Origin of the sequence: Haloplanus sp. (genome assembly GCF_028275055.1) — an archaeon.
Lineage (GTDB): Archaea > Halobacteriota > Halobacteria > Halobacteriales > Haloferacaceae > Haloplanus.
Map to the genome: position 1 here is coordinate 17,892 of NZ_JAQCNJ010000062.1, position 18,091 is coordinate 35,982.

The 18,091-nt window shown below is 67.1% G+C and carries 17 protein-coding genes and 2 pseudogenes; 14 read left to right on the plus strand and 5 right to left on the minus strand.

What is annotated here, in order from left to right:
• Nucleotides 1–472: 472 nt before the first annotated feature.
• The 10 genes and pseudogenes from glmS to Q0925_RS08580 all read left to right on the plus strand — a co-directional run.
• Nucleotides 473–1,747: pseudogene (glmS, locus tag Q0925_RS08540) on the plus strand (glutamine--fructose-6-phosphate transaminase (isomerizing)); the annotation flags it as partial.
• Nucleotides 1,748–1,893: 146 nt separating this feature from the next.
• Nucleotides 1,894–3,021: a DUF354 domain-containing protein gene (locus Q0925_RS08545; RefSeq protein ID WP_299334170.1), complete on the plus strand. Its 1,128-nt coding sequence runs from the start codon at nt 1,894–1,896 to the stop codon at nt 3,019–3,021.
• Between the two features lie 9 nt (nt 3,022–3,030).
• Complete coding sequence (locus Q0925_RS08550) at nt 3,031–3,294, plus strand: hypothetical protein (protein WP_299334172.1); 264 nt, start codon at nt 3,031–3,033, stop codon at nt 3,292–3,294.
• A 265-nt stretch (nt 3,295–3,559) separates the two neighbouring features.
• On the plus strand, nt 3,560–3,706 hold the full coding sequence (locus tag Q0925_RS12480; protein ID WP_422653626.1) for a DUF7563 family protein: 147 nt from the start codon (nt 3,560–3,562) through the stop codon (nt 3,704–3,706).
• A gap of 289 nt (nt 3,707–3,995) precedes the next feature.
• The gene (locus Q0925_RS08555) at nt 3,996–4,925 is read left to right on the plus strand and encodes a ferritin-like domain-containing protein (RefSeq protein ID WP_299334177.1); all 930 of its coding nucleotides are present in this window, start codon (nt 3,996–3,998) and stop codon (nt 4,923–4,925) included.
• A 156-nt stretch (nt 4,926–5,081) separates the two neighbouring features.
• Complete coding sequence (locus Q0925_RS08560; RefSeq protein ID WP_299334180.1) at nt 5,082–5,324, plus strand: PRC-barrel domain containing protein; 243 nt, start codon at nt 5,082–5,084, stop codon at nt 5,322–5,324.
• Nucleotides 5,325–5,485: 161 nt separating this feature from the next.
• Nucleotides 5,486–6,256, plus strand: coding sequence for a DUF4129 domain-containing protein (locus tag Q0925_RS08565; RefSeq protein ID WP_299334183.1), 771 nt, complete (start codon nt 5,486–5,488; stop codon nt 6,254–6,256).
• Complete coding sequence (locus Q0925_RS08570) at nt 6,253–6,858, plus strand: DUF7269 family protein (protein WP_299334186.1); 606 nt, start codon at nt 6,253–6,255, stop codon at nt 6,856–6,858. Before Q0925_RS08565 ends, Q0925_RS08570 begins: the two co-directional genes overlap by 4 nt.
• Nucleotides 6,855–8,261 (plus strand): DUF58 domain-containing protein, encoded by a 1,407-nt coding sequence (locus Q0925_RS08575; RefSeq protein WP_299334189.1) that lies wholly within the window; start codon nt 6,855–6,857, stop codon nt 8,259–8,261. The genes Q0925_RS08570 and Q0925_RS08575 overlap by 4 nt, the downstream gene beginning before the upstream one ends.
• Nucleotides 8,258–8,962, plus strand: a complete 705-nt coding sequence (locus Q0925_RS08580; RefSeq protein WP_299334192.1) for a DUF7519 family protein — start codon at nt 8,258–8,260, stop codon at nt 8,960–8,962. Before Q0925_RS08575 ends, Q0925_RS08580 begins: the two co-directional genes overlap by 4 nt.
• 44 nt (nt 8,963–9,006) lie before the next feature.
• Here Q0925_RS08580 and Q0925_RS08585 read toward each other — a convergent pair whose 3' ends face one another.
• The 3 genes from Q0925_RS08585 to Q0925_RS08595 all read right to left on the minus strand — a co-directional run bounded on the left by Q0925_RS08585 (nt 9,007) and on the right by Q0925_RS08595 (nt 10,730).
• A complete protein-coding gene (locus tag Q0925_RS08585; protein WP_299334195.1) occupies nt 9,007–9,960 on the minus strand; it encodes an AAA family ATPase in 954 nt (317 codons plus the stop codon).
• Nucleotides 9,961–10,034: 74 nt separating this feature from the next.
• Nucleotides 10,035–10,211: a DUF7511 domain-containing protein gene (locus Q0925_RS08590; protein ID WP_299334199.1), complete on the minus strand. Its 177-nt coding sequence runs from the start codon at nt 10,209–10,211 to the stop codon at nt 10,035–10,037.
• Nucleotides 10,212–10,274: 63 nt separating this feature from the next.
• Nucleotides 10,275–10,730, minus strand: coding sequence for an NUDIX hydrolase (locus tag Q0925_RS08595; RefSeq protein ID WP_299334202.1), 456 nt, complete (start codon nt 10,728–10,730; stop codon nt 10,275–10,277).
• A gap of 116 nt (nt 10,731–10,846) precedes the next feature.
• Between Q0925_RS08595 and Q0925_RS08600 the strand changes: the two genes are divergently transcribed.
• From Q0925_RS08600 to Q0925_RS08610, 3 genes and pseudogenes are all read left to right on the plus strand, one after another.
• Nucleotides 10,847–12,178, plus strand: coding sequence for a phosphoglucosamine mutase (locus Q0925_RS08600; protein ID WP_299334205.1), 1,332 nt, complete (start codon nt 10,847–10,849; stop codon nt 12,176–12,178).
• 61 nt (nt 12,179–12,239) lie between these two features.
• A pseudogene (gene glmU, locus Q0925_RS12380) lies at nt 12,240–13,420 on the plus strand (bifunctional sugar-1-phosphate nucleotidylyltransferase/acetyltransferase).
• A gap of 95 nt (nt 13,421–13,515) precedes the next feature.
• A complete protein-coding gene (locus tag Q0925_RS08610) occupies nt 13,516–13,803 on the plus strand; it encodes a HalOD1 output domain-containing protein (RefSeq protein WP_299334208.1) in 288 nt (95 codons plus the stop codon).
• 77 nt (nt 13,804–13,880) lie between these two features.
• On the opposite strand, the gene Q0925_RS08615 is transcribed toward Q0925_RS08610, so the two are convergent.
• Nucleotides 13,881–14,132, minus strand: coding sequence for a glutaredoxin family protein (locus Q0925_RS08615; RefSeq protein WP_299334213.1), 252 nt, complete (start codon nt 14,130–14,132; stop codon nt 13,881–13,883).
• A 446-nt stretch (nt 14,133–14,578) separates the two neighbouring features.
• Between Q0925_RS08615 and ppk1 the strand changes: the two genes are divergently transcribed.
• Nucleotides 14,579–17,008, plus strand: coding sequence for a polyphosphate kinase 1 (gene ppk1, locus Q0925_RS08620; protein WP_299334216.1), 2,430 nt, complete (start codon nt 14,579–14,581; stop codon nt 17,006–17,008).
• A gap of 13 nt (nt 17,009–17,021) precedes the next feature.
• Here ppk1 and Q0925_RS08625 read toward each other — a convergent pair whose 3' ends face one another.
• The gene (locus Q0925_RS08625; RefSeq protein WP_299334219.1) at nt 17,022–17,708 is read right to left on the minus strand and encodes a metallophosphoesterase family protein; all 687 of its coding nucleotides are present in this window, start codon (nt 17,706–17,708) and stop codon (nt 17,022–17,024) included.
• Nucleotides 17,709–18,091: the final 383 nt, after the last annotated feature.

Consider the following 18,091-nt stretch of genomic DNA (forward strand, 5'->3'; position numbering starts at 1 on the left):
ACAGAACGGAGACTAACCCGGTCCGTGTGCCCATGGTTCCGATTACAGTACCTCGACACATCATGTAAAACAGGCAGTAATTTGACTCACGAACGGGTTGTGAGAAAGCGAGTGACCGACGGGTGCGTCGAGCTGCCCGATGTTACGGGGACCATGGTCGACGCTCCCGTCCGGCCGACGGTGTCCGGCCGCCGTCCCGGATACGGCGTGTCCACGACCCGATCCGACCCGGCTCACCGGGCGCCGTCGACCCGGGTCGGGTATAGACCGGTTACTCGACGGTGACTGTGACACTCTGTTCATAACAAAGCCCGAGACGCGCCTTCCCGGTAGTATCGAGGTCGATCGAACGGATGACAGTCATCACCACGGCAGGCCGAGCGGCGATAACGCGAACCGAACCGACGAACGACACGGTGATTGGGCGCCCCACGCGGGTGGGACCCGGCTCCGACACCCAGGGGTGCCCCTGATGTGTGGGATCACCGCCTGCATCGGCGGCTCCGACACGGCCGAGCGGGTGGTTACCAGTCTGGAGAACCTAGAGTACCGTGGCTACGATTCCGCGGGCATCTCACTCGCTGACAGCGCCGGCGTCACGGTGGAAAAGAGTCAGGGCGACGTCGCCGCGCTCCGAAACGGGCTCTCGACGGAGCGCCTCGACGGCCGCGTCGCTATCGGGCACACGCGGTGGAGTACACACGGCGCCCCCTCCGACGCGAACGCACACCCACACACGAACTGTTCGGGGACCGTCGCCGTTGTCCACAACGGAATCATCGAGAACCACGACGGCCTCCGGGCCGACCTTCGGGACCGAGGCCACGAGTTCACCAGCGACACCGACTCGGAGGTCGTCCCTCACCTCGTCGGCGAGCGACTCGCGGCGGGCGACGACACGCTGACGGTGTTTCGTGGCGCCGTCGCCGAACTCGAGGGGAGCTATGCCATCGCGATGACCGTTGCCGGCGAGGAGCGCGTCTACGCGACCCGAAACGGGTCGCCGCTCGTTCTCGGCGCCGGCGACGGGGCGAACTACCTCGCAAGCGACGTGCCGGCCTTTCTCGAGTTTACCGACCGGGTCGTCTACCTCAAGGACGGCGACATCGCCGTCATCGGCCCCGACACCTACCGGATCACCGACGGCGCGACCCGTCCCGTCGACCGACCCGTCGAAACGGTCGACTGGGCGGCCGAATCCGCCGAGAAATCCGGGTACGACCACTTCATGCTCAAAGAGATTCAGGAGCAACCGGTGGCCCTCCGCCAGACCATCGAGGGCCGGGTCGACGACGGCGAGGCCGTGCTCGATGACTTTCCACCCGGCGCGTTCGAAAACGTTTCGAGCGTCCAACTCGTCGCCTGTGGCACGTCATACCACGCCGCCATGTACTGCGAGCGCCTGCTCTCGGAGTGGGGGGTTCCGTCGTCGTCGTTTTTGGCGAGCGAGTACGCCGTCTACCCACCGGCCATCGACGAGGAGACGCTTGTCGTCTGTGTGACCCAGAGCGGCGAGACGGCCGACACGCTCGAGGCGATGCGTGTCGCTCAGCAGGCGGGTGCGAGAACGCTCGCGGTGACGAACGTTGTCGGGTCGACGGCCGCGAGGGGGTGTGCCGACTCGCTTTTCATCCGGGCAGGCCCCGAAATCGGCGTCGCCGCCACAAAGACCTTCTCCTCGCAGGTGGTGACTCTCTTTCTTCTCGGCCTGCGTCTGGCGGCCGACGTCACCGGTACGCCGGTCGACGCCGTCGTGGTCGTCACGCCACACGACGAGTTCACGACCCTCGACTGGGATCGGTTCGACGCCCCAATTCTCGACGGCCGGGGATCGATCGACCGGACGGCGGTCGACGCCCCGGTCTACACCATCGGCGGGCGGTGGCCCTGACGATGCTCGAGAGCCTCGCGAGTCGACCGGCCGGCGACGTACCGACCCGGTCAGCGACGGACGACGGCGTCCGGGTGTTGTTCGATGTCGGCCACCCGGCACAGGTCCACCTGTTCCGTAACGCGATCACCGGACTCGAATCGCTGGGCCACGAGACGTACGTTACGTCCCGGGAGAAGGAGGTGACCGTCGACCTTCTCGACGCGTACGGCATCGCCCACACGACGCTCACGACGCGGGGGGACTCGCTTCCGGCGTTGTTGTCCGAACAACTGCTCCACGAGACCAGACTCTTCTCCGTCGCCCGCCGGTTCGACCCCGATGTCGTCGTCAGCCGGCTCAGTCCCGTGCCGGCCCACGTCTCGCGGCTGGTCGGGTGCCGGAGCGTGGCGGTCAGCGACACCCACATCGACAAGCGGCTGGTGCGCCTGCTCTACCACGGGGTCACTCTCCCCTTCGTCGACACGCTCTGTGTGCCCGAAAGTTTCGAACTCTCGATAGACGACGCGAAACGCCGCCCGATGGATTTTCAGGAACTCGCATACCTCCACCCGGCGTATTTCGATCCGGATCCGGATATCCTGTGGAACCACGGCCTCACCCCCGATGAGACGTTTTTCGTCGTCCGCGTCGCGGGGTGGGACGCGTACCACGACGCCGGCTACGCCGGCCTGTCGCCGCCGGCGATCCGTCGGCTGGTGGATATGCTCTCCGAGGAGGGAGCGGTGTTCGTCTCGGCGGAGGACACGCTCCCGACGGATCTCGAGGCCCACCGGCTCCCGACCGATCCGGAGAACATCCACCACGTGCTCCACTACGCCGACCTCTACGTCGGCGACTCCGGAACGATGTCGACGGAGGCGGCGCTGCTGGGCACGCCGGCAATCAGAACCAACACGATGGTCGGTGACGACGACGAGAACGTCTTCCAGCAACTCGAAGACCGGTACGAACTCCTCCGTTCGTTCGCCGATGAGGACCAGGCTCTTCGGGCGGTTCAGCAGTTGCTCGCCCGAGGTATCGACCGCATCGACTGGGACGAGCGCCGCGACCGGTTGCTGGCCGAACAGCCCGACGTGACCCGACTGATCGTCGAGACGATACTCGAAAGCGAAGCAGACGCCACATAACACAGTCCGATGACAACGACCGACCTACCGAACGATCAGACACAAACCGTCGAGATTCCCGAACGGACCGCCGACGCCGTTGCCGACCGACTCTCCGGCACGGAGTTCGACTCGATCGACGACTACGTCGCGTTCGCCCTCGAGCGGTTGCTCGGCGAACTCGACCGGACGGATTCCACAAGCGACCGGCCCCCTGTTCCCGACGGCTCGGACGACGACAGCCCCGCCGACGAGGCGGTTGCCGACCGCCTCGAATCGCTTGGCTACCTGTGATCGACCGGCCGCCGCTTCTCGCTACCCACTGAGACCCAGACCTGCGCACCAGACGGCGACGCGTCGGCGACCACAAGCCGGTCTCCCGATTAATCACAACCCACTGATTCTCGAAAATGTAACGGAGCTATGGACGTTCCGTTCCGCTCCCCGGGTGCCGCTTCCACCGGCCGGAGGTCATATGCCACGAACCACCCCCACCACACGCCGTCGGAGCGCGCACAGTCTCGTCACAACCGACCGACTCGCCGGGGGCACCTGACCCGTGCCCGAGTGCAACCGGTGTGGGGCGTTCGTCACCATCCGTTTCACCCGTGTCTTCGGGAACAACGAGGATGCCGTGTACGGTTGTCGCGACTGCCTGCCGGTTTCGGCGCTCGTTGACGGTGCCGCGTCGCGAGACGGCTCCTGAACGGTTCTCGGTCACCGAACACCCCCACTTTGTTGCCGACCACCGGCCCCACGCCGCCCCTCTTACCCCAGGCCACACACCCGCACAGATTGGTCAGATACCTCCTCTTACCTCACACCCATCACACCGTACCGCATGACTCCGGTCGGGTCAGTGCAGCGCCGACAGGCGCTTCTCCCGGCTGCTTATGTGCGATAAGCCGGGCGAACGGAACCGTCGGTTGAATAAGCCGATCGAACCGAAATCCAACCAACGCATAACAAAACCCGGAGCGGCCGGTGGGGGATACGTGGTACGATCCAATGCGGACGACGGTGACACAGCCGAACAGGATTCGAACGACAGCACACGACGGCAGTTCGCCGTCGGATCGGCCGGTGTCCTCGGGGGACTCGCGGTCGGTGGCGCGCTCAGTGAGTCCGCGATGGCCCAAGTGGACGACGGAAGCGGCGACGGCGGGGACGGCGACACGTCCGAGGAACCGGCGTTCGAGGACGACGTCGCCGTTCTCAACTACGCGCTGACGCTTGAGTATCTCGAGGCTCGCTTCTACCAGCGAGGACTGGACAACATCGGCGAGGAGGACCTTTGTAACTGCAAGGCGCTCGCCGAGGACAGCTACCTGCGCGACCGTGTGTTCGACGAACTTCGGACGATCCAGGCACACGAGGAGACACACATCGAGACGCTCGTCGCGACCATCGAGGACCTCGGCGGCGACCCCATCGACGAACCGGCGTTCGACTTCGGTGTCCGCGTGGAGTACCCGATGGCCTTTCTCGGCACGGCTGTCCAACTCGAAGATGCCGGCGTGTCGGCGTACGCCGGCGCGGCACCCGCCATCGAGAACGAGGACCTGATCCCCCCGGCGCTCAGCATCCACAGCGTCGAGGCGCGCCACGCATCGTTCCTGCGGACGGTCTCCGACCAGACGGGCTTCCCGAACGCCTTCGACGAGGCGCGCTCGAAGGCCGAGGTTCTCGACGTCGCCAGCACGTTCATCGTCGACCCGGAGGCGTCCGATACCGACTCCGATACCGACTCCGAGACGGAGACGGAGACGGAGACGGAAACCGGGACGGAGAACGGCACCGAGACCGGAACGGGGACAGGGAACGAAACCGACTCCGGCACCGAGACGGAGACGGGGACGGAAACGGGGACCGGGACCGACTCCGGGACAGGAAACGAAACCGACCCCGGCACCGAGACAGCGTAGCGAGCATCAACTGGCGCGCGACCCCGTTCTTTCGAGACGCACTTTCGAGTTGATCCCGATCCACAACTGATCACGATGATAACATCATCCTACCGGTCCCGAGCGTCGACTACCGGCTTCATAACGAAACGTCCAGGGGTGGTACGCCGGACCGGAATGGCACGAACCGTAACCGACGCCGACGACGGCAAGCCCGTGGTCGATTCGGACGGCGAACAGATCGGACAGGTTTCGAGAATTCAGGACGGGACGGCGTACGTGGCCCCCGAGGAGGGACTCACAGACACCATCCGATCCGCGCTCGGGTGGGACGACGGAGTCCAAGACGACTACGCGTTGCACGCGGGCCGCATCGATCAGGTGACCGACGTCGAAATCCGGCTGAACGACAACGGCTAATCCGTTCGGTCCCGGGCCACCACGGCGCGTAACACTCGCGGTCTCCGATAGGACGCGCATAACTACCTTTCCGATCCCCGTTTGAACCGACGAATGCGGAACGTTCCAATCGAATCGCATCCGATCACCGTCCCGGGCCATCGACCCCCCGTCAGTCTCCCATGAGTCGGTCGCGCACCGTTCCGGTCGTTCTCGCCTTGTTGGCCGTCTCGACGCTCGGTGTCGCGGCGACGTCGCTGGAGACGACGCTGACGACCGACCCCGGCGACGCCATCGACCCGAGTTGGGAGCATCTGCCCATCGGTGAGGACGACGCCGCCACGATCCGTGACGAGATGGACGGCGACGCCGACACCGGCGAGACGCGGCCGACGGGTGCCAACGAGGGGACCGACGGCCCCGAGCACCGCCCCGGAAACGACGGGACCGGTGACCGGACCGCTCCGGCCGACCGTGCCGACAAAGGCGACGGGAACGCGCCCGGCACCCTCGGCTTCGGGTCCGGCGGCGGTGTCGGGTCGTCCGCGACCCCGCCGTTGCCCTTTCTGTGGTTGTCGTTGCTGGTTTGTTGTGTCGTGACCGCCACCGTCGCGTACCGCTACCGCGCGAGGCTTCGCTCCCTGTTCGGCCTCGCGCCGACGCCGACGGACGCGCCTGACCCCTCCTCGGAGGGTGCCCGGCCCGGGGCGTCCCCCTCGAACGTCGTCGAGCGCGCGTGGGTCACGATGGTCACACGACTGAACCCCGACCGCCCCGAGTCGACGACGCCGGCGGAGTGCCGGGCGCTCGCACGCGACCGTGACGCGGACGCCATGGCCGTCGACGCCATCGCCACGTCGTTCGAGCGGGTTCGGTACGGCGGCATCCCCGTCGACGAGGAGGCCGACCGGGCGCGGGCGGCGCTCGAACGCCTCGACCGGGGAGCGAAATGACCGTCCCAGCGACCCTCCAACCCCTCGCCACGCGGTCGATCCGAGGCGCAGTTCTGGCGCTCGGTGTCGCGGTGTCCGGCGTCGGACTCATACTCGCTTTTGTTCCCGGGGCGACCCAGCCGGTGCCGGTCGAGGCGGTGATCACGGCGCTCGGGAGCGACTATGTGGTCGTGGCGGTTCTCGGACTGTTGGCGGTCGGCCTCTCGGGACTCATCGTCGTGTCACGTCAGGTCCGCGGCGTCGACGAGGTGACGCCACCGGTCGTCGAAGGCGTCCAGTCGGCCGACTACCCCGGACACTCGGTCGACAACGCCGCCGAGACCGGGTGGGGGTTCCGTCGGACCACCGCCCCGGACCCCCGGCCACGACTCGACGCGGCGGCTGTTCGAGCGACGATGCGCGCCGACGGCTGTTCGCGCGCCGCCGCGGAACGACAGGTTGCGGAGGGGTCATGGACCGACGACGCCGTCGCCGCTCGGTATCTCCTCGACTCGGGCCACGACGGCGGCCGGGCGAGCGCCACACGACACGACCGGCCTCGACTCCGCCGGACCGTCGACGCCATCGTGCGGCGCTCGGACGGAACGGAGGACGGCCGGTGACGCGACTTCGCGACCTACGGCACGCGGTCGGCGGCGGCGACCCTGTCGGGTCCGTCGACCGGGCGGACGACAACGGAGACGGGGACTCGCAGACTCCGGCGGTCCGGCCGACGGGCCGGTGGCGCGGTGTCGTCGGCGTCGTTTTTCTCGCGGTGGCCGTCGGCATCCTCGCCAAGCGACCTGCGGTCCTGTTGATGGCGGCGGTGGGCGTCGTTTTCGCCGTCTACCCGCTTGTCACCACCGTCCCCGACCCGACGCTCTCCGTCGACCGGCGGATCGACCCCGAATCGCCGGCCGACGGCGACGCCGTCGCCGTGCGGACCACGATCCGAAACGAGGGTGACGTCCCGTTGTTCGACCTCCGGATCGTCGACGGGCCGCCGCCGACCCTCTCGGTCGCGGGCGGGTCGCCCCGAGGTGGGGCGACGATCGGGCCGGGCGAGTCTGTGACGCTCACCTACGACCTTCGGGCCCGCCCGGGCCGTCACCGGTTCGGACCCACAACGCTTCTGTGTCGCGACGCCAGCGGCGCGGTGGAGGTCGAGCGCCGAATCGACGCCCCGGATCGGATCGACTGTTCGGCGACACTCCCCACGGTCCCGTTGCGCGGCCGGAGCGGTCACCGGACCGGACCGCTCGTCACCGACGACGGTGGGAGCGGCCTCGAGTTCCACTCGGTCACCGAGTACGAACGCGGCGACCCGGCCAACCGGATCGACTGGCGACGGTTCGCCCGGACAGGCGAACTCAACTCGGTGACCTTCCGAACGGAGCGCCTCGCCGATGTGGTGGTGTGTATCGACGCCCGCCCGGACGCATACCGCGCCCGAAGCGATGACGACCCACACGCCGTTGCCCACGCTGTCGACGCCGCCGGACGGATCGGCGATGCGCTGCTTGACGCCAACCACCGCGCCGGTTTGGCGGCGTTCGGACGCGAAAGCTTTCTGCTCGCGCCGGGAAGCGGGGACGACCACGCCCACCGATTCCACCGGCGACTGGCGACGGCCCCGGCGCTCACACCATCCCCGCCGGAGTCGGTCGGCGCAACGCGGGCGGTGGCGGACGAATCCACCCCTCGCTCCGACCCCGCCGCCCCCCTCGACCACCAACTCTCCGCGATCCGCGAACGCCTCGGATCGACCTGTCAGGTGGTTCTACTGACGCCGCTTTGTGACGGCGATGCACTCGACGTCGCCCGGCGATTCGAGAGCGATAACGCTCATGTAACAGTCGTCAGCCCCGACGTGACGTCGGCGGACACGCCCGGCGGTCGGCTGGCCCGACTGGAGCGTGACAGCAGACTGGCCGCGTTGCGGAACGCAAACATTCCGGCCGCAGACTGCGACCCGGCCACGCCGCTCGGGTCGGCGCTCGAACACGTCGAACGGAGCCGGCGATGACCGTTACCGAACCGTCGGCGTTCGATCACAGGCCGACGCCCACGAGCGGCGTTCTCGGCCTCGCCGCCGGCACGTTCGCCGTTGGCCTCGTCGCCGGGACAACGGTACAACGCCTGCTCTTGACGGTGGCCGTCGGCGGGGCCGCCGCGTTCGCGCTCGGTGGTCGATTGTGGCGTCGTCGTCGGACGGCCGGCGGTCTGTTGGGGGTGTGTGGCTCTCTCGCTGTCGTCGCCGCCGCGGGCTATGCGGCCACTCGACCGGAACGGGTCGTCCACCGTCTCGAACTGCTTCCCGGCCTGCTGGGGCTGTGGGTGCTCGCCGCGGGCCTTCTGCCGCTTCGTGTCCGGCGGGGGCGACTCCTGATCGACATCGGAGCCGGACTGGTGTTTATCACGGTACTCACGGGCGGTGTCGTCCGCGGGGCGTCCACCGCGGCGCTCGTGGTCGCGGCGGCGGCGACGATACTCGCGTGGGACGCCGCCGAGAACGCGGTGTCGATGGGCGGACAGGTCGGCTCCTGTGGGGCGACCGACTCCAGACGGGCGGAACTCGTTCACGCGGGGTTCAGCGGCTGTGTCGCCGTTGTAGCCGTCGTCGCCACTCTCGGTGTGGCTCGCGTCGGCGTCGACGGCCTCCCTTTCGCGGCGCTGGTCGTGTTGCTTCTCGCCGCCGTCGTAACGATTCTCGTCGCCCACAGGTGAGCCGTGACCGGTCGACTCGCCCCCGCCGGCGGTCAAAACGCCGGTCAGGCATCCACCTGTGACACCCGCGTCTCCGACAGGAGTTCGTCGACGACGCGCCGTTGCTCGACGCCGCTAATCCGGGCGTCGGCCGTCAACACCAGTCGGTGTGACAACACCGACGGCGCCATCGCTTTCACGTCGTCCGGCGTCGCGTAGAATCGACCCTCGACCGCCGCCCGCGTTCGGACGGCCTCGAAAAACCGTTGGACGCCCCGCGGCGACACGCCCGTACTCACCCGCTCGTCGGCCCGCGTCGCACGGGCGATGTCGACCAGATACTCACGGACCGCCGACTCGACCCGGATCGACTCCGGGGCCTCCCGCAGTCGGTCGACGACGTCGGGAGTACAGACCCGTTCGACCGACGGTGTTTTCGACGCCCGCGACGCCCGACGATCGAGCAGTTCGAGTTCGCCCTCCCGGTCCGGGTAGCCCAGACTGGTCTTGATGATAAAACAGTCGTTTTGAGCCGCCGGGAGTTCGAACGTCCCGTCCATCTCGACGGGGTTCTGTGTCGCGATAACGACAAAGGGATCGGGAAGCGGGTGGGTTTCGCCGTCGACGGTCACCTGCCGTTCGGCCATCGCCTCCAGCAGCGCGGCCTGTGTCTTCGGGGGCGCGCGGTTGATCTCGTCGGCCAACACCACGTTCGCAAAAACGGGGCCGGGTTGGAACTCGAACTCCCGGGTCGCCTCGTCGAAGACGTTCGAGCCGATGATGTCAGCCGGCAGCAGGTCGGGGGTGAACTGCACGCGTGCAAACGACAGACCGACCACCTCGGCGAACGACGCCGCGGTCAGCGTCTTTCCGGTGCCCGGGACGTCCTCGAGAAGGACGTGTCCGTCCGAGAGCACACCGACGAGAACCGTCTCGAGAACGTCTCGGTCGGTCACGACCGCACGGGCGAGTTGCTCGATAACCTCGTCACACCGCGATTGAACGGTCTCCGGGTCCATAGCGGCATCCGGCCCGCCACGGGGATCGTTATGCTCCGGGTATGCAGGCCGGGATCCGTCGCTCGTCGCCCGGCCTACCGCCGATTCTCGACCGAACAGAACGACCCTGCCGCGGCCGTGATCCAGGTCGTCGTCCGTAGACCCTCGGCCACGTCCGTCGGGTAGATCGTACACTCGTCGGGCGCGTCGGCGTACTCAACAACCGCCGCGGTGAACGAGTCGAAGGTGGGGACCGCTCCGGATGAATCCATTTACGCTCGTACCATGGCGCAGTACGGCATTGTTACGATCCGACTACCCGCAGGGTGTGGACCTCACTCCGCCGTGGAACCGGTCTTTGCGAGCAGGTGTCTGACCTGCGGGAGGGTCCCCGCTGGCGGCCGGTCGGGCGCGACCCACCTCGCCGCGAGAATCCCCTCGCCTTTCACTGGCCGGACGGCACCGGGGACGGAACACCGAAACACGGTGTAATGTGAGACCACGTCTCGTGGTCGGTGGTGTGCGTACCAGAACGTCGACGTCGGCCGTCCGACGACGGGGACACAGCACAGTTCCTCGACCAACTCCCGGCGAAGCCCCTCGATAAGCGATTCCTCGGGGTGAACGCCGCCGCCGGGAAGCGTCCAGAACGGCCGCCCGTCGGAGTGGCGCTCCCGAACCAGCAACACCCGCGACGACGACGAGACGACAGCCTTCGCGCCGCGTCTGAGTCGCGGCCCGGGCCGCGTCTCCGCGACATCCCGTTTCGGCGGCGAGCGAAAGTCCGACATGAACGTATTATCCGGTTACGGCCGGATAAGTACACCCGTCGTACCGGATGCGCCGCCGGCCCGTTGGCCCGGTAAGCGACGAATACTCAACCCCCAGTCCCCCGACCATCCGGACGATGTTCGGAACGAGTGGGGTTCGTGGGCCGGTCGGCGAGACGGTGACGGGAACGCTGGCGCTTGACCTCGGCAGAGCGCTCGGGTCGATGACCGACACCGTCGTGGTCGGTCGCGACGCACGCGAGAGCGGGGATGCCCTCGCCCGTGCGGCCGTCGCCGGTGTACAGGAGGCCGGCAGCGACGTTGTGGACCTCGGCGTCGAGTCGACGCCGACCGTCGCGCGGGCCGTCGAGTGGTACGATGCCGACGCCGGTCTCGTCGTGACGGCGTCGCACAATCCACCCGAGGACAACGGGTTCAAGTTCTGGACGCCCACCGGACGCGCGTTCGACTCCGAGGCGACCGGGACGCTGGAACGTCGCGTCGCCGACGCCGCAGCGGCGACCGTCGCGCCGGCCGAGATGGGGTCGGTTCGGCGCGCCCACGACGCGAGCCGACGCCATCTCGACCGACTACCCGACGGTGACATCGGCGCGCTCTCGGCCGTGGTCGATGTCGGTAACGGCACCGGCCAACTCACCGCCGACGCCCTCATCGACCGTGGCTGTGACGTGACGACGATCGACGCACAGCGCGACGGCTCCTTTCCCGGACGGCCGAGCGAACCGACCGTGGAACACTGCGATGTACTCTCCCAGGTCGTCGCGGCGACGGACGCGGCCGTCGGCATCGCCCACGATGGCGACGCCGACCGGGCGATGGCGGTCGACGAAACGGGGCGGTTCGTCTCCGGCGACGAACTGCTTGCCTTGTTTGCCATCGAGGCGATTTCGGACGGCGACGGCTCCGCGGTGGCCGCCCCGGTCAACGCGAGTACGCGTCTCGATACGGTCGTCGCCGAACGCGGTGGCTCCGTCGTCCGGACCGCCGTGGGCGACGGCAACGTCGCGGCCGCCTGTGCCGACCCGGGGGTCGTCTTCGGCGGTGAACCGAGCGGCGCGTGGATCTGGCCCGGCGAGACGCTCGCCCCCGACGGCCACTACGCCGCCGTCCGTCTCGCCGGCCTCGTCGCCGATACCGGCCCGCTCTCCGAACGGGTCGACGCGTTGCCGCGGTTCGTCACGAATCGCGAATCGATCCGCTGTGCCGACGGCGCGGCCGCGATGGCGGCGGCCACCGACCGCGTCCGTAACCGGTACGACGCCGAACGTGTGACGGCCGTCGACGGCGTCCGTGTCGACGTGGCCGATGGCTGGTTCCTGCTCCGGGAGAGCGGGACCGAACCGCTCGTCAGGGTGACGGCCGAGGCCGACACCGACGAGCGGGCGGCGGATACGCTCGCCGAGGCGACGGCGCTTGCACGCGACGCCATCGCCTCGACCGACTCCTGACGCCGGATTCGAGCGGAGTACGCGGTGCATACTAAACCGACTCCCTCCGCTCACCCATTCCATGGACGCAATCATCCTCGCCGCCGGACGGGGGACGCGGATGCGGCCCCTTTCCGACACAGCCCCCAAACCGATGCTCCCACTCGCAGACAGGCCCATCGCCGCCCACGTTGCCGACGCGGCGGTTGAGGCGGGTGCCGACCGACTCGTGTTCGTCGTCGGCTACCGGCCGGCGGTCGTCACCGACCACTTCGGCGACGAACACCGCGGCGTCCCGGTCGCGTACGCGACCCAGGAAACGCGTGCCGGGACCGCGGACGCCGTTGCGGCGGGGATCGACCACGTCGACGGTCCCTTTGCCGTTCTCAACGGCGACAACGTCTACGACGCGGCGACCCTCGCCGACCTGTTCGACAACGTCCCCGCGGTGGGGTATGCGCGGGTCGACTCCCCGGAGGAGTACGGCGTTATCTCGACGGACGGATCGGTTCTCACCGGCATCGTGGAAAAACCCGACGACCCGGAGTCGAACCTCGCGAACACGGCGCCTACGCCTTTCCCGCGTCCGCCCGTGGCCTTCTCGACGTCCCCGAGAGCGAACGGGGCGAGCGCGAACTCACCGACGTGCTGTGTCGCCTGATCGACCGGGTCGAGGTGACCGGTGTCGAGTTCGGGAACTGGACCGACATCGGCTATCCGTGGGACCTGCTCGACGCCACCGAGCGGGTGTTGTCGACGCTCGAACGCGACGTCTCCGGGGTCGTCGATCGGAACGCCGTTCTCCGCGGGGCGGTCGTTGTCGAGGCGGGCGCATCGGTCGATTCCGGGGTCGTTATCGAGGGGCCCGTTCTCGTCCGAAGCGGGGCGACCGTCGGCCCGAACGCGCTGGTTCGCGGGCCGGCCGTCATCGGCGCGAACGCCTCGGTCGGTCACGCCGTCGAAATCAAAAACAGTCTCCTCATGCGGAGCGCGAACGTCAACCACCTCTCGTATGTCGGCGACAGTATCGTCGGCCCGGGGGCGAACCTCGGCGCCGGTACCATGACCGCGAACCTCCGGCACGACGGCTCGCCGGTCATGGCGGGCGACGGTGGAGAACCGACCGGCCGTCGGAAGTTCGGCACCGTCATCGGCCCGGGGGCGAAAACGGGCGTCAACACCAGCGTCCAACCCGGTGTCGTTCTCGCGGCCGACTCGTGGACCGCCCCCGGCGACGTCGTCGACACCGACAGAGACCGGTAACGGGCTGCCCCCGTCATGACGCCGACGGACCGTCCTGTCGGTGACCCGAATCGTCACAACAGCACTATAATTGCAGGGTCCATCCATGGTGTACGATGGGCCGCTCCGACGCGCCGGATCGCGAGGGACCGGTCACCAGATCGCAGTACGAATGGTCGGCGACGCGGCCTTCGTCGGCGGTCGTTGAGACGGTTGCCGAAGCGACCGACCGCGATCCGACCGCGTTCGGTCCGTTGAATACGGCCGTCGATCCGGACGCGCTCGACGCACTCGTTTTGGAGAGTGACCCTTCCGACCGGACGGTCGTCCCGTTTCCCTTCGACGGGTTCGAGATCACCGTGCGATGTTGCGGGGAGGTCGTCGTCCGCGCACCGTCTGACTGACCGTATGACCCGGTCGCCCCGGTCTCACCACCGCGACGGAACTACCGGTGCCGGTATGATCGTGACCGACCCCGTACTCATGCCTCGATGAACAACGACCGGAGCGCCGCGTCGTCGATCCGGTATTTGAACGCCGGGCGACCGTCGACGACCACGTACGGGACGCGGTCGCCGTACTCCTCCCGGAGGTCCGGGTCCGTGTCGACGTCGACCGCTTCGACGTCGACGGCGGTCCCCGTCTCGTCGGCGACGCGTCGGATGGTGGTCAGTGCCTCCTCACAGAGGTGACAGTCCTCGCGCGTATAGAGCGTGATGGAAACGTCGGACATGGCTGTGGACTTGGTTCGCTGGCTGGACCGGCGCGTAGACGGCGTGACATACGCGGATTCGGCCACAGGACGTGATCCGGCGGCCGTCCACACAGTCCTTTCGTTCCCGGACCCGGAGTTGTGCCCGAGCGCGAGCGTGGCCATCTCGATTCGACCGTGTGACGTGGGGACACTCTCCGGATCGGGGACAGCCACCCCTCGCCGCGGGTCCAGCGGTTTGTGGGCCGGACGCGTTGCCCGGTACCCCGGTTGTCGTCTCCCGATGAACTCCCAAAAGAAGTGTGTGTATATACGAACACATAGCCCCATTGATCGGGTTATTTCTACTAGCTCCGATTTTGGGTACGTGGCCGGTAAGCGGCCACCTGCGTTACCATGATACTCATCCAGCACTCCGATCGGCCAAACGGCCTGCCCACGACGACCCCCGTACGGCGGGTGGTTCGGTGAGCGACCGCGACCCGGCGAGCCCCGAGTACTATCTCAACCGGGAGCTCTCGGAACTCGCGTTTCAGGAGCGCGTGCTTCACGAGGGGATGGACGCCCGGAACCCTCCGCTCGAACGGCTTCGGTATCTCGCATTTTTCACGAAAAACACGGACGAGTTCTTTATGAAGCGTGTCGGTGGGCTCAAACAACAGATCGACGCCGGTGTGACCGAGACGACACCGGATGGTCGGACACCGAGAGAACAGTGGCGTGAGGTGCTCGACGCCGCCAGTCCGTTGTTTCAACAACAGTCCGACTACTGGCAGACGGTGCTGAAACCGGCCCTCGATGAAAACGGGATCGAACTCCGCACGCCCGACGAGCTACCGGCCGACAGGCAGGCCGACCTGCGGAGACGGTTCGAAGAATCGATTCTGCCGACGCTGACACCGCTTGCGTTCGACCCGGCCCACCCCTTCCCTTTCATTTCGAATCTCTCGCTTTCGCTCGCCGTGCTCTCGTCCGACAACGGCGACGAACCGACGTTTACCCGAATCAAGATCCCGTCGAACCAGCCCCGACTGGTAGCCGTTCCCGGGGAGGCCGACCGGTACGTCCTCATCGAGGATCTCATTGAGGCAAACCTCGACCTTCTTCTCCCCGGTCTCGACATCCGCGACGTGTCGAATTTCAAGGTGACCCGGAACGCCGAGGTGCGGCGCGACGAGGAGGTCGCCGAAGACCTCATTGATATGGTCGAGGAGGTGTTGGAACAACGCCGCTTCGCGACCATCGTCCGCCTCAAGGTGGACTCGGATATGCCGGACGAGTCGCTCTCGATCCTCAAACGCCACCTCGACGTCGACGACCGAGAGGTGTTCCATCGGAACGGACCGATGGACTTCGAGGACTTTTTCGAACTCACCGAACTCGACCGCCCCGAACTCAGGTATCCGTCCTGGACGCCGAAACCACATCCTCGGTTGGGGACGACGAGTGACACACAGAACGGGCCGGTGGAGATCTTCCGCGAGATTCAAGACGGAGACATCCTCGCCCACCACCCGTACCACTCCTTCGAGGGAACGGTCCAGCGTTTTCTCGACGCGGCGGCGAACGACCCCGACGTACTCGCGGTGAAGGCGGCCATCTACCGGACGGCGAGCGATTCGAAGGTGATTCAGAGCCTCATCGACGCCGCCGACAACGGCAAGCAGGTGGCGGTGATGGTCGAACTCAAAGCCCGGTTCGACGAGAAGAACAACCTCGAGTGGGTTCAGCAACTCGAAGAGGAGGGAATCCACGTCGCGTACGGAACCGTCGGGCTGAAGACCCACACCAAAACGGCGCTCGTGGTGCGACAGGAAAACGACGGCGTCCAACTCTACTCACACGTCGGCACGGGAAACTATCACTCCGAGACGGCCAAAGGCTACTCCGACCTGGGACTGCTGACCGCCGACCGAGACATCGGGCTCGACCTCACGAAGGTGTTCAACTTTTTCACCGGCCCGACGCTCGACGACCGCTTCCGGAAACTCCTGATCGCCCCCGTGACGATGCGGGAACGGTTCACGGAGATGGTCCGGCGAGAGGCCGACCACGCCCGCGCCGGGCGGCCGGCGCGGATCGTCGTGAAAGTGAACGGCCTCGAGGACCCGTCGATGGTCGAGGAACTCTACCGCGCTTCGATGGCCGGCGTCGAGATCGATCTGCTTGTCAGGGACATCTGTCGCCTTCGGCCCGGGATCGAGGGGTTGAGCGAGACGATCACCGTTCACTCCATCGTCGGTCGGTTTCTCGAACACGCCCGGATCTTCTACTTCGAGAACGGCGGGGTGCCAGAGTGGTACATCGGGTCGGCCGACTGGATGACCCGCAATCTCGATCACCGGGTCGAAGCCGTCACGCCGGTCGAGTCCACCGTGCTTCGCGAACAACTCCGGTTCATTTTGGCGGTGTCGCTCTCCGACAACCGCCGCCGGTGGGTGATGCAACGCGACGGTAGCTACGAACAGCTCTCAGCCGACGGTGAACCGGTGCGGGACACCCAACGGATCCTGATGGACGCCACGGAGGCGGCGCTCAACGACGACGGATCGGGGATCGCGGTCGATACGGACCTCGCCGGGGACGGACTGCTCGTTGAGGCCCACCCCGAAGCCGAGGGCGGAGCCGGAACGGGGGCCGACCCCGAATCCGCGCCCGGGTCCGGGTCTGGGCGAGCGTCCGAAACAAACGATGACCCGGAGGCCGAGTCCGACGGATCGGACGCCGACGACGCCACCCGCTCGGACGGCGGCTCCGTGTTCGACACGCACGCCGAACACTGGTACCGCCCCGACAGCGAAACGTACGGCTGGGCCGTCCGAACGGCCGACGGCGAGCGTCGGTATTTCAAAACGCGTGACGGGGCGCGCAGCCGCCTCCGGTCCGAATATGAGTAGTGGTGGGGCCGACTCAGACCGGGGTGACGACCTTCGAGTCGGCGCGTCGCTGGTGTGTCGTCGCCGGGTCCACGGTGACGAACTCGTCGTTCCGGTAATCGTACGCGGTGAGCGTCCCGCCGTAGACACAGCCGGTGTCGAGACCGATGGCGTGGTCCCGATCCACCGGCCGGTCGTGAACGGTGTGCCCGAAGCAGACCCGGTACGGTCCGTCGTACTCGTCGTACCAGAACGGGCCGTCGTACCCGTCGCCGTGGGGCGAACGCATCGTCAACAACTCGTCGACGGTGTGGGCTTCGAGCGGTCGGGCCGGACCCACACCGCCGTGGACGACGAGGACGTCGTCGAAGGAGACAGCGACGGGGAGCGATTCGAAGTACGCCCGGTCCCCGTCCCGGAGCCACCCGGGGTTCGTATCGCCTCGGACGATCTTTTGTTCGTTGTTTCCACGAACGCTCACGAGTCGGGGGTCCCCACGAACGAGGTCAACGACGCCGGGGCTGTCCGGCCCTTTTCGAACCAGGTCGCCGACGAAGACGACGAGGTCGTCGTCGTTCAACCCAAGTTCCGCTATGAGCGCCTCGAGCGTCTCCCGGCTTCCGTGGACATCCCCGACGACGTACACCGCGCCGTATCTGCTAGCGTCGAACCGAGTGTGGTGTGCTTCGACGTTGTCTGCGAACTGTGGCTGTGCGTACATTGTATCGGGCTGGCGAAAGACCGGCATCGGCCTTGCTTGTCGTTCTCTTGTCGTCCCGTTAATCAGTTTCTAGTTGCGGACCGTACGGCTATATACCGTTCCGTACGTTTCTCGTGAACGCTTCTCGGGAACTGACGCGTCGCTCCGGTGCTCCAAGTGGCCGTCTCCGACGCCGTCGGTCGGCGGCCGATACGGTCTCTGACCACCTTCCTTTCTCACGGCCGCCTCGTCGGGAATCCGTTTCTCGCGTTCCGCTCCGGTCACGACCGCCGTGCCGTCCGACCCGACGGGCGTTCGCTCGGCGTCCACTCGACCGGCGGTGGTGGAAACGGCTCCACGACCGACGACGCCGGTTCGTGATGTGGGCCGGTCCGGACACCAAT

Bases quoted from the DNA above. Each gene is read 5' to 3' on its own strand.
- Q0925_RS08545 (WP_299334170.1), top strand. From the start codon at position 1,894: ATGCTCGAGAGCCTCGCGAGTCGACCGGCCGGCGACGTACCGACCCGG.
- Q0925_RS08550 (WP_299334172.1), top strand. From the start codon at position 3,031: ATGACAACGACCGACCTACCGAACGATCAGACACAAACCGTCGAGATT.
- Q0925_RS08560 (WP_299334180.1), top strand. From the start codon at position 5,082: ATGGCACGAACCGTAACCGACGCCGACGACGGCAAGCCCGTGGTCGAT.
- Q0925_RS08565 (WP_299334183.1), top strand. From the start codon at position 5,486: ATGAGTCGGTCGCGCACCGTTCCGGTCGTTCTCGCCTTGTTGGCCGTC.
- Q0925_RS08570 (WP_299334186.1), top strand. From the start codon at position 6,253: ATGACCGTCCCAGCGACCCTCCAACCCCTCGCCACGCGGTCGATCCGA.
- Q0925_RS08580 (WP_299334192.1), top strand. From the start codon at position 8,258: ATGACCGTTACCGAACCGTCGGCGTTCGATCACAGGCCGACGCCCACG.
- Q0925_RS08585 (WP_299334195.1), bottom strand. From the start codon at position 9,960: ATGGACCCGGAGACCGTTCAATCGCGGTGTGACGAGGTTATCGAGCAA.
- Q0925_RS08590 (WP_299334199.1), bottom strand. From the start codon at position 10,211: ATGGATTCATCCGGAGCGGTCCCCACCTTCGACTCGTTCACCGCGGCG.
- Q0925_RS08595 (WP_299334202.1), bottom strand. From the start codon at position 10,730: ATGTCGGACTTTCGCTCGCCGCCGAAACGGGATGTCGCGGAGACGCGG.
- Q0925_RS08600 (WP_299334205.1), top strand. From the start codon at position 10,847: ATGTTCGGAACGAGTGGGGTTCGTGGGCCGGTCGGCGAGACGGTGACG.
- Q0925_RS08610 (WP_299334208.1), top strand. From the start codon at position 13,516: ATGGGCCGCTCCGACGCGCCGGATCGCGAGGGACCGGTCACCAGATCG.
- Q0925_RS08615 (WP_299334213.1), bottom strand. From the start codon at position 14,132: ATGTCCGACGTTTCCATCACGCTCTATACGCGCGAGGACTGTCACCTC.
- Q0925_RS08625 (WP_299334219.1), bottom strand. From the start codon at position 17,708: ATGTACGCACAGCCACAGTTCGCAGACAACGTCGAAGCACACCACACT.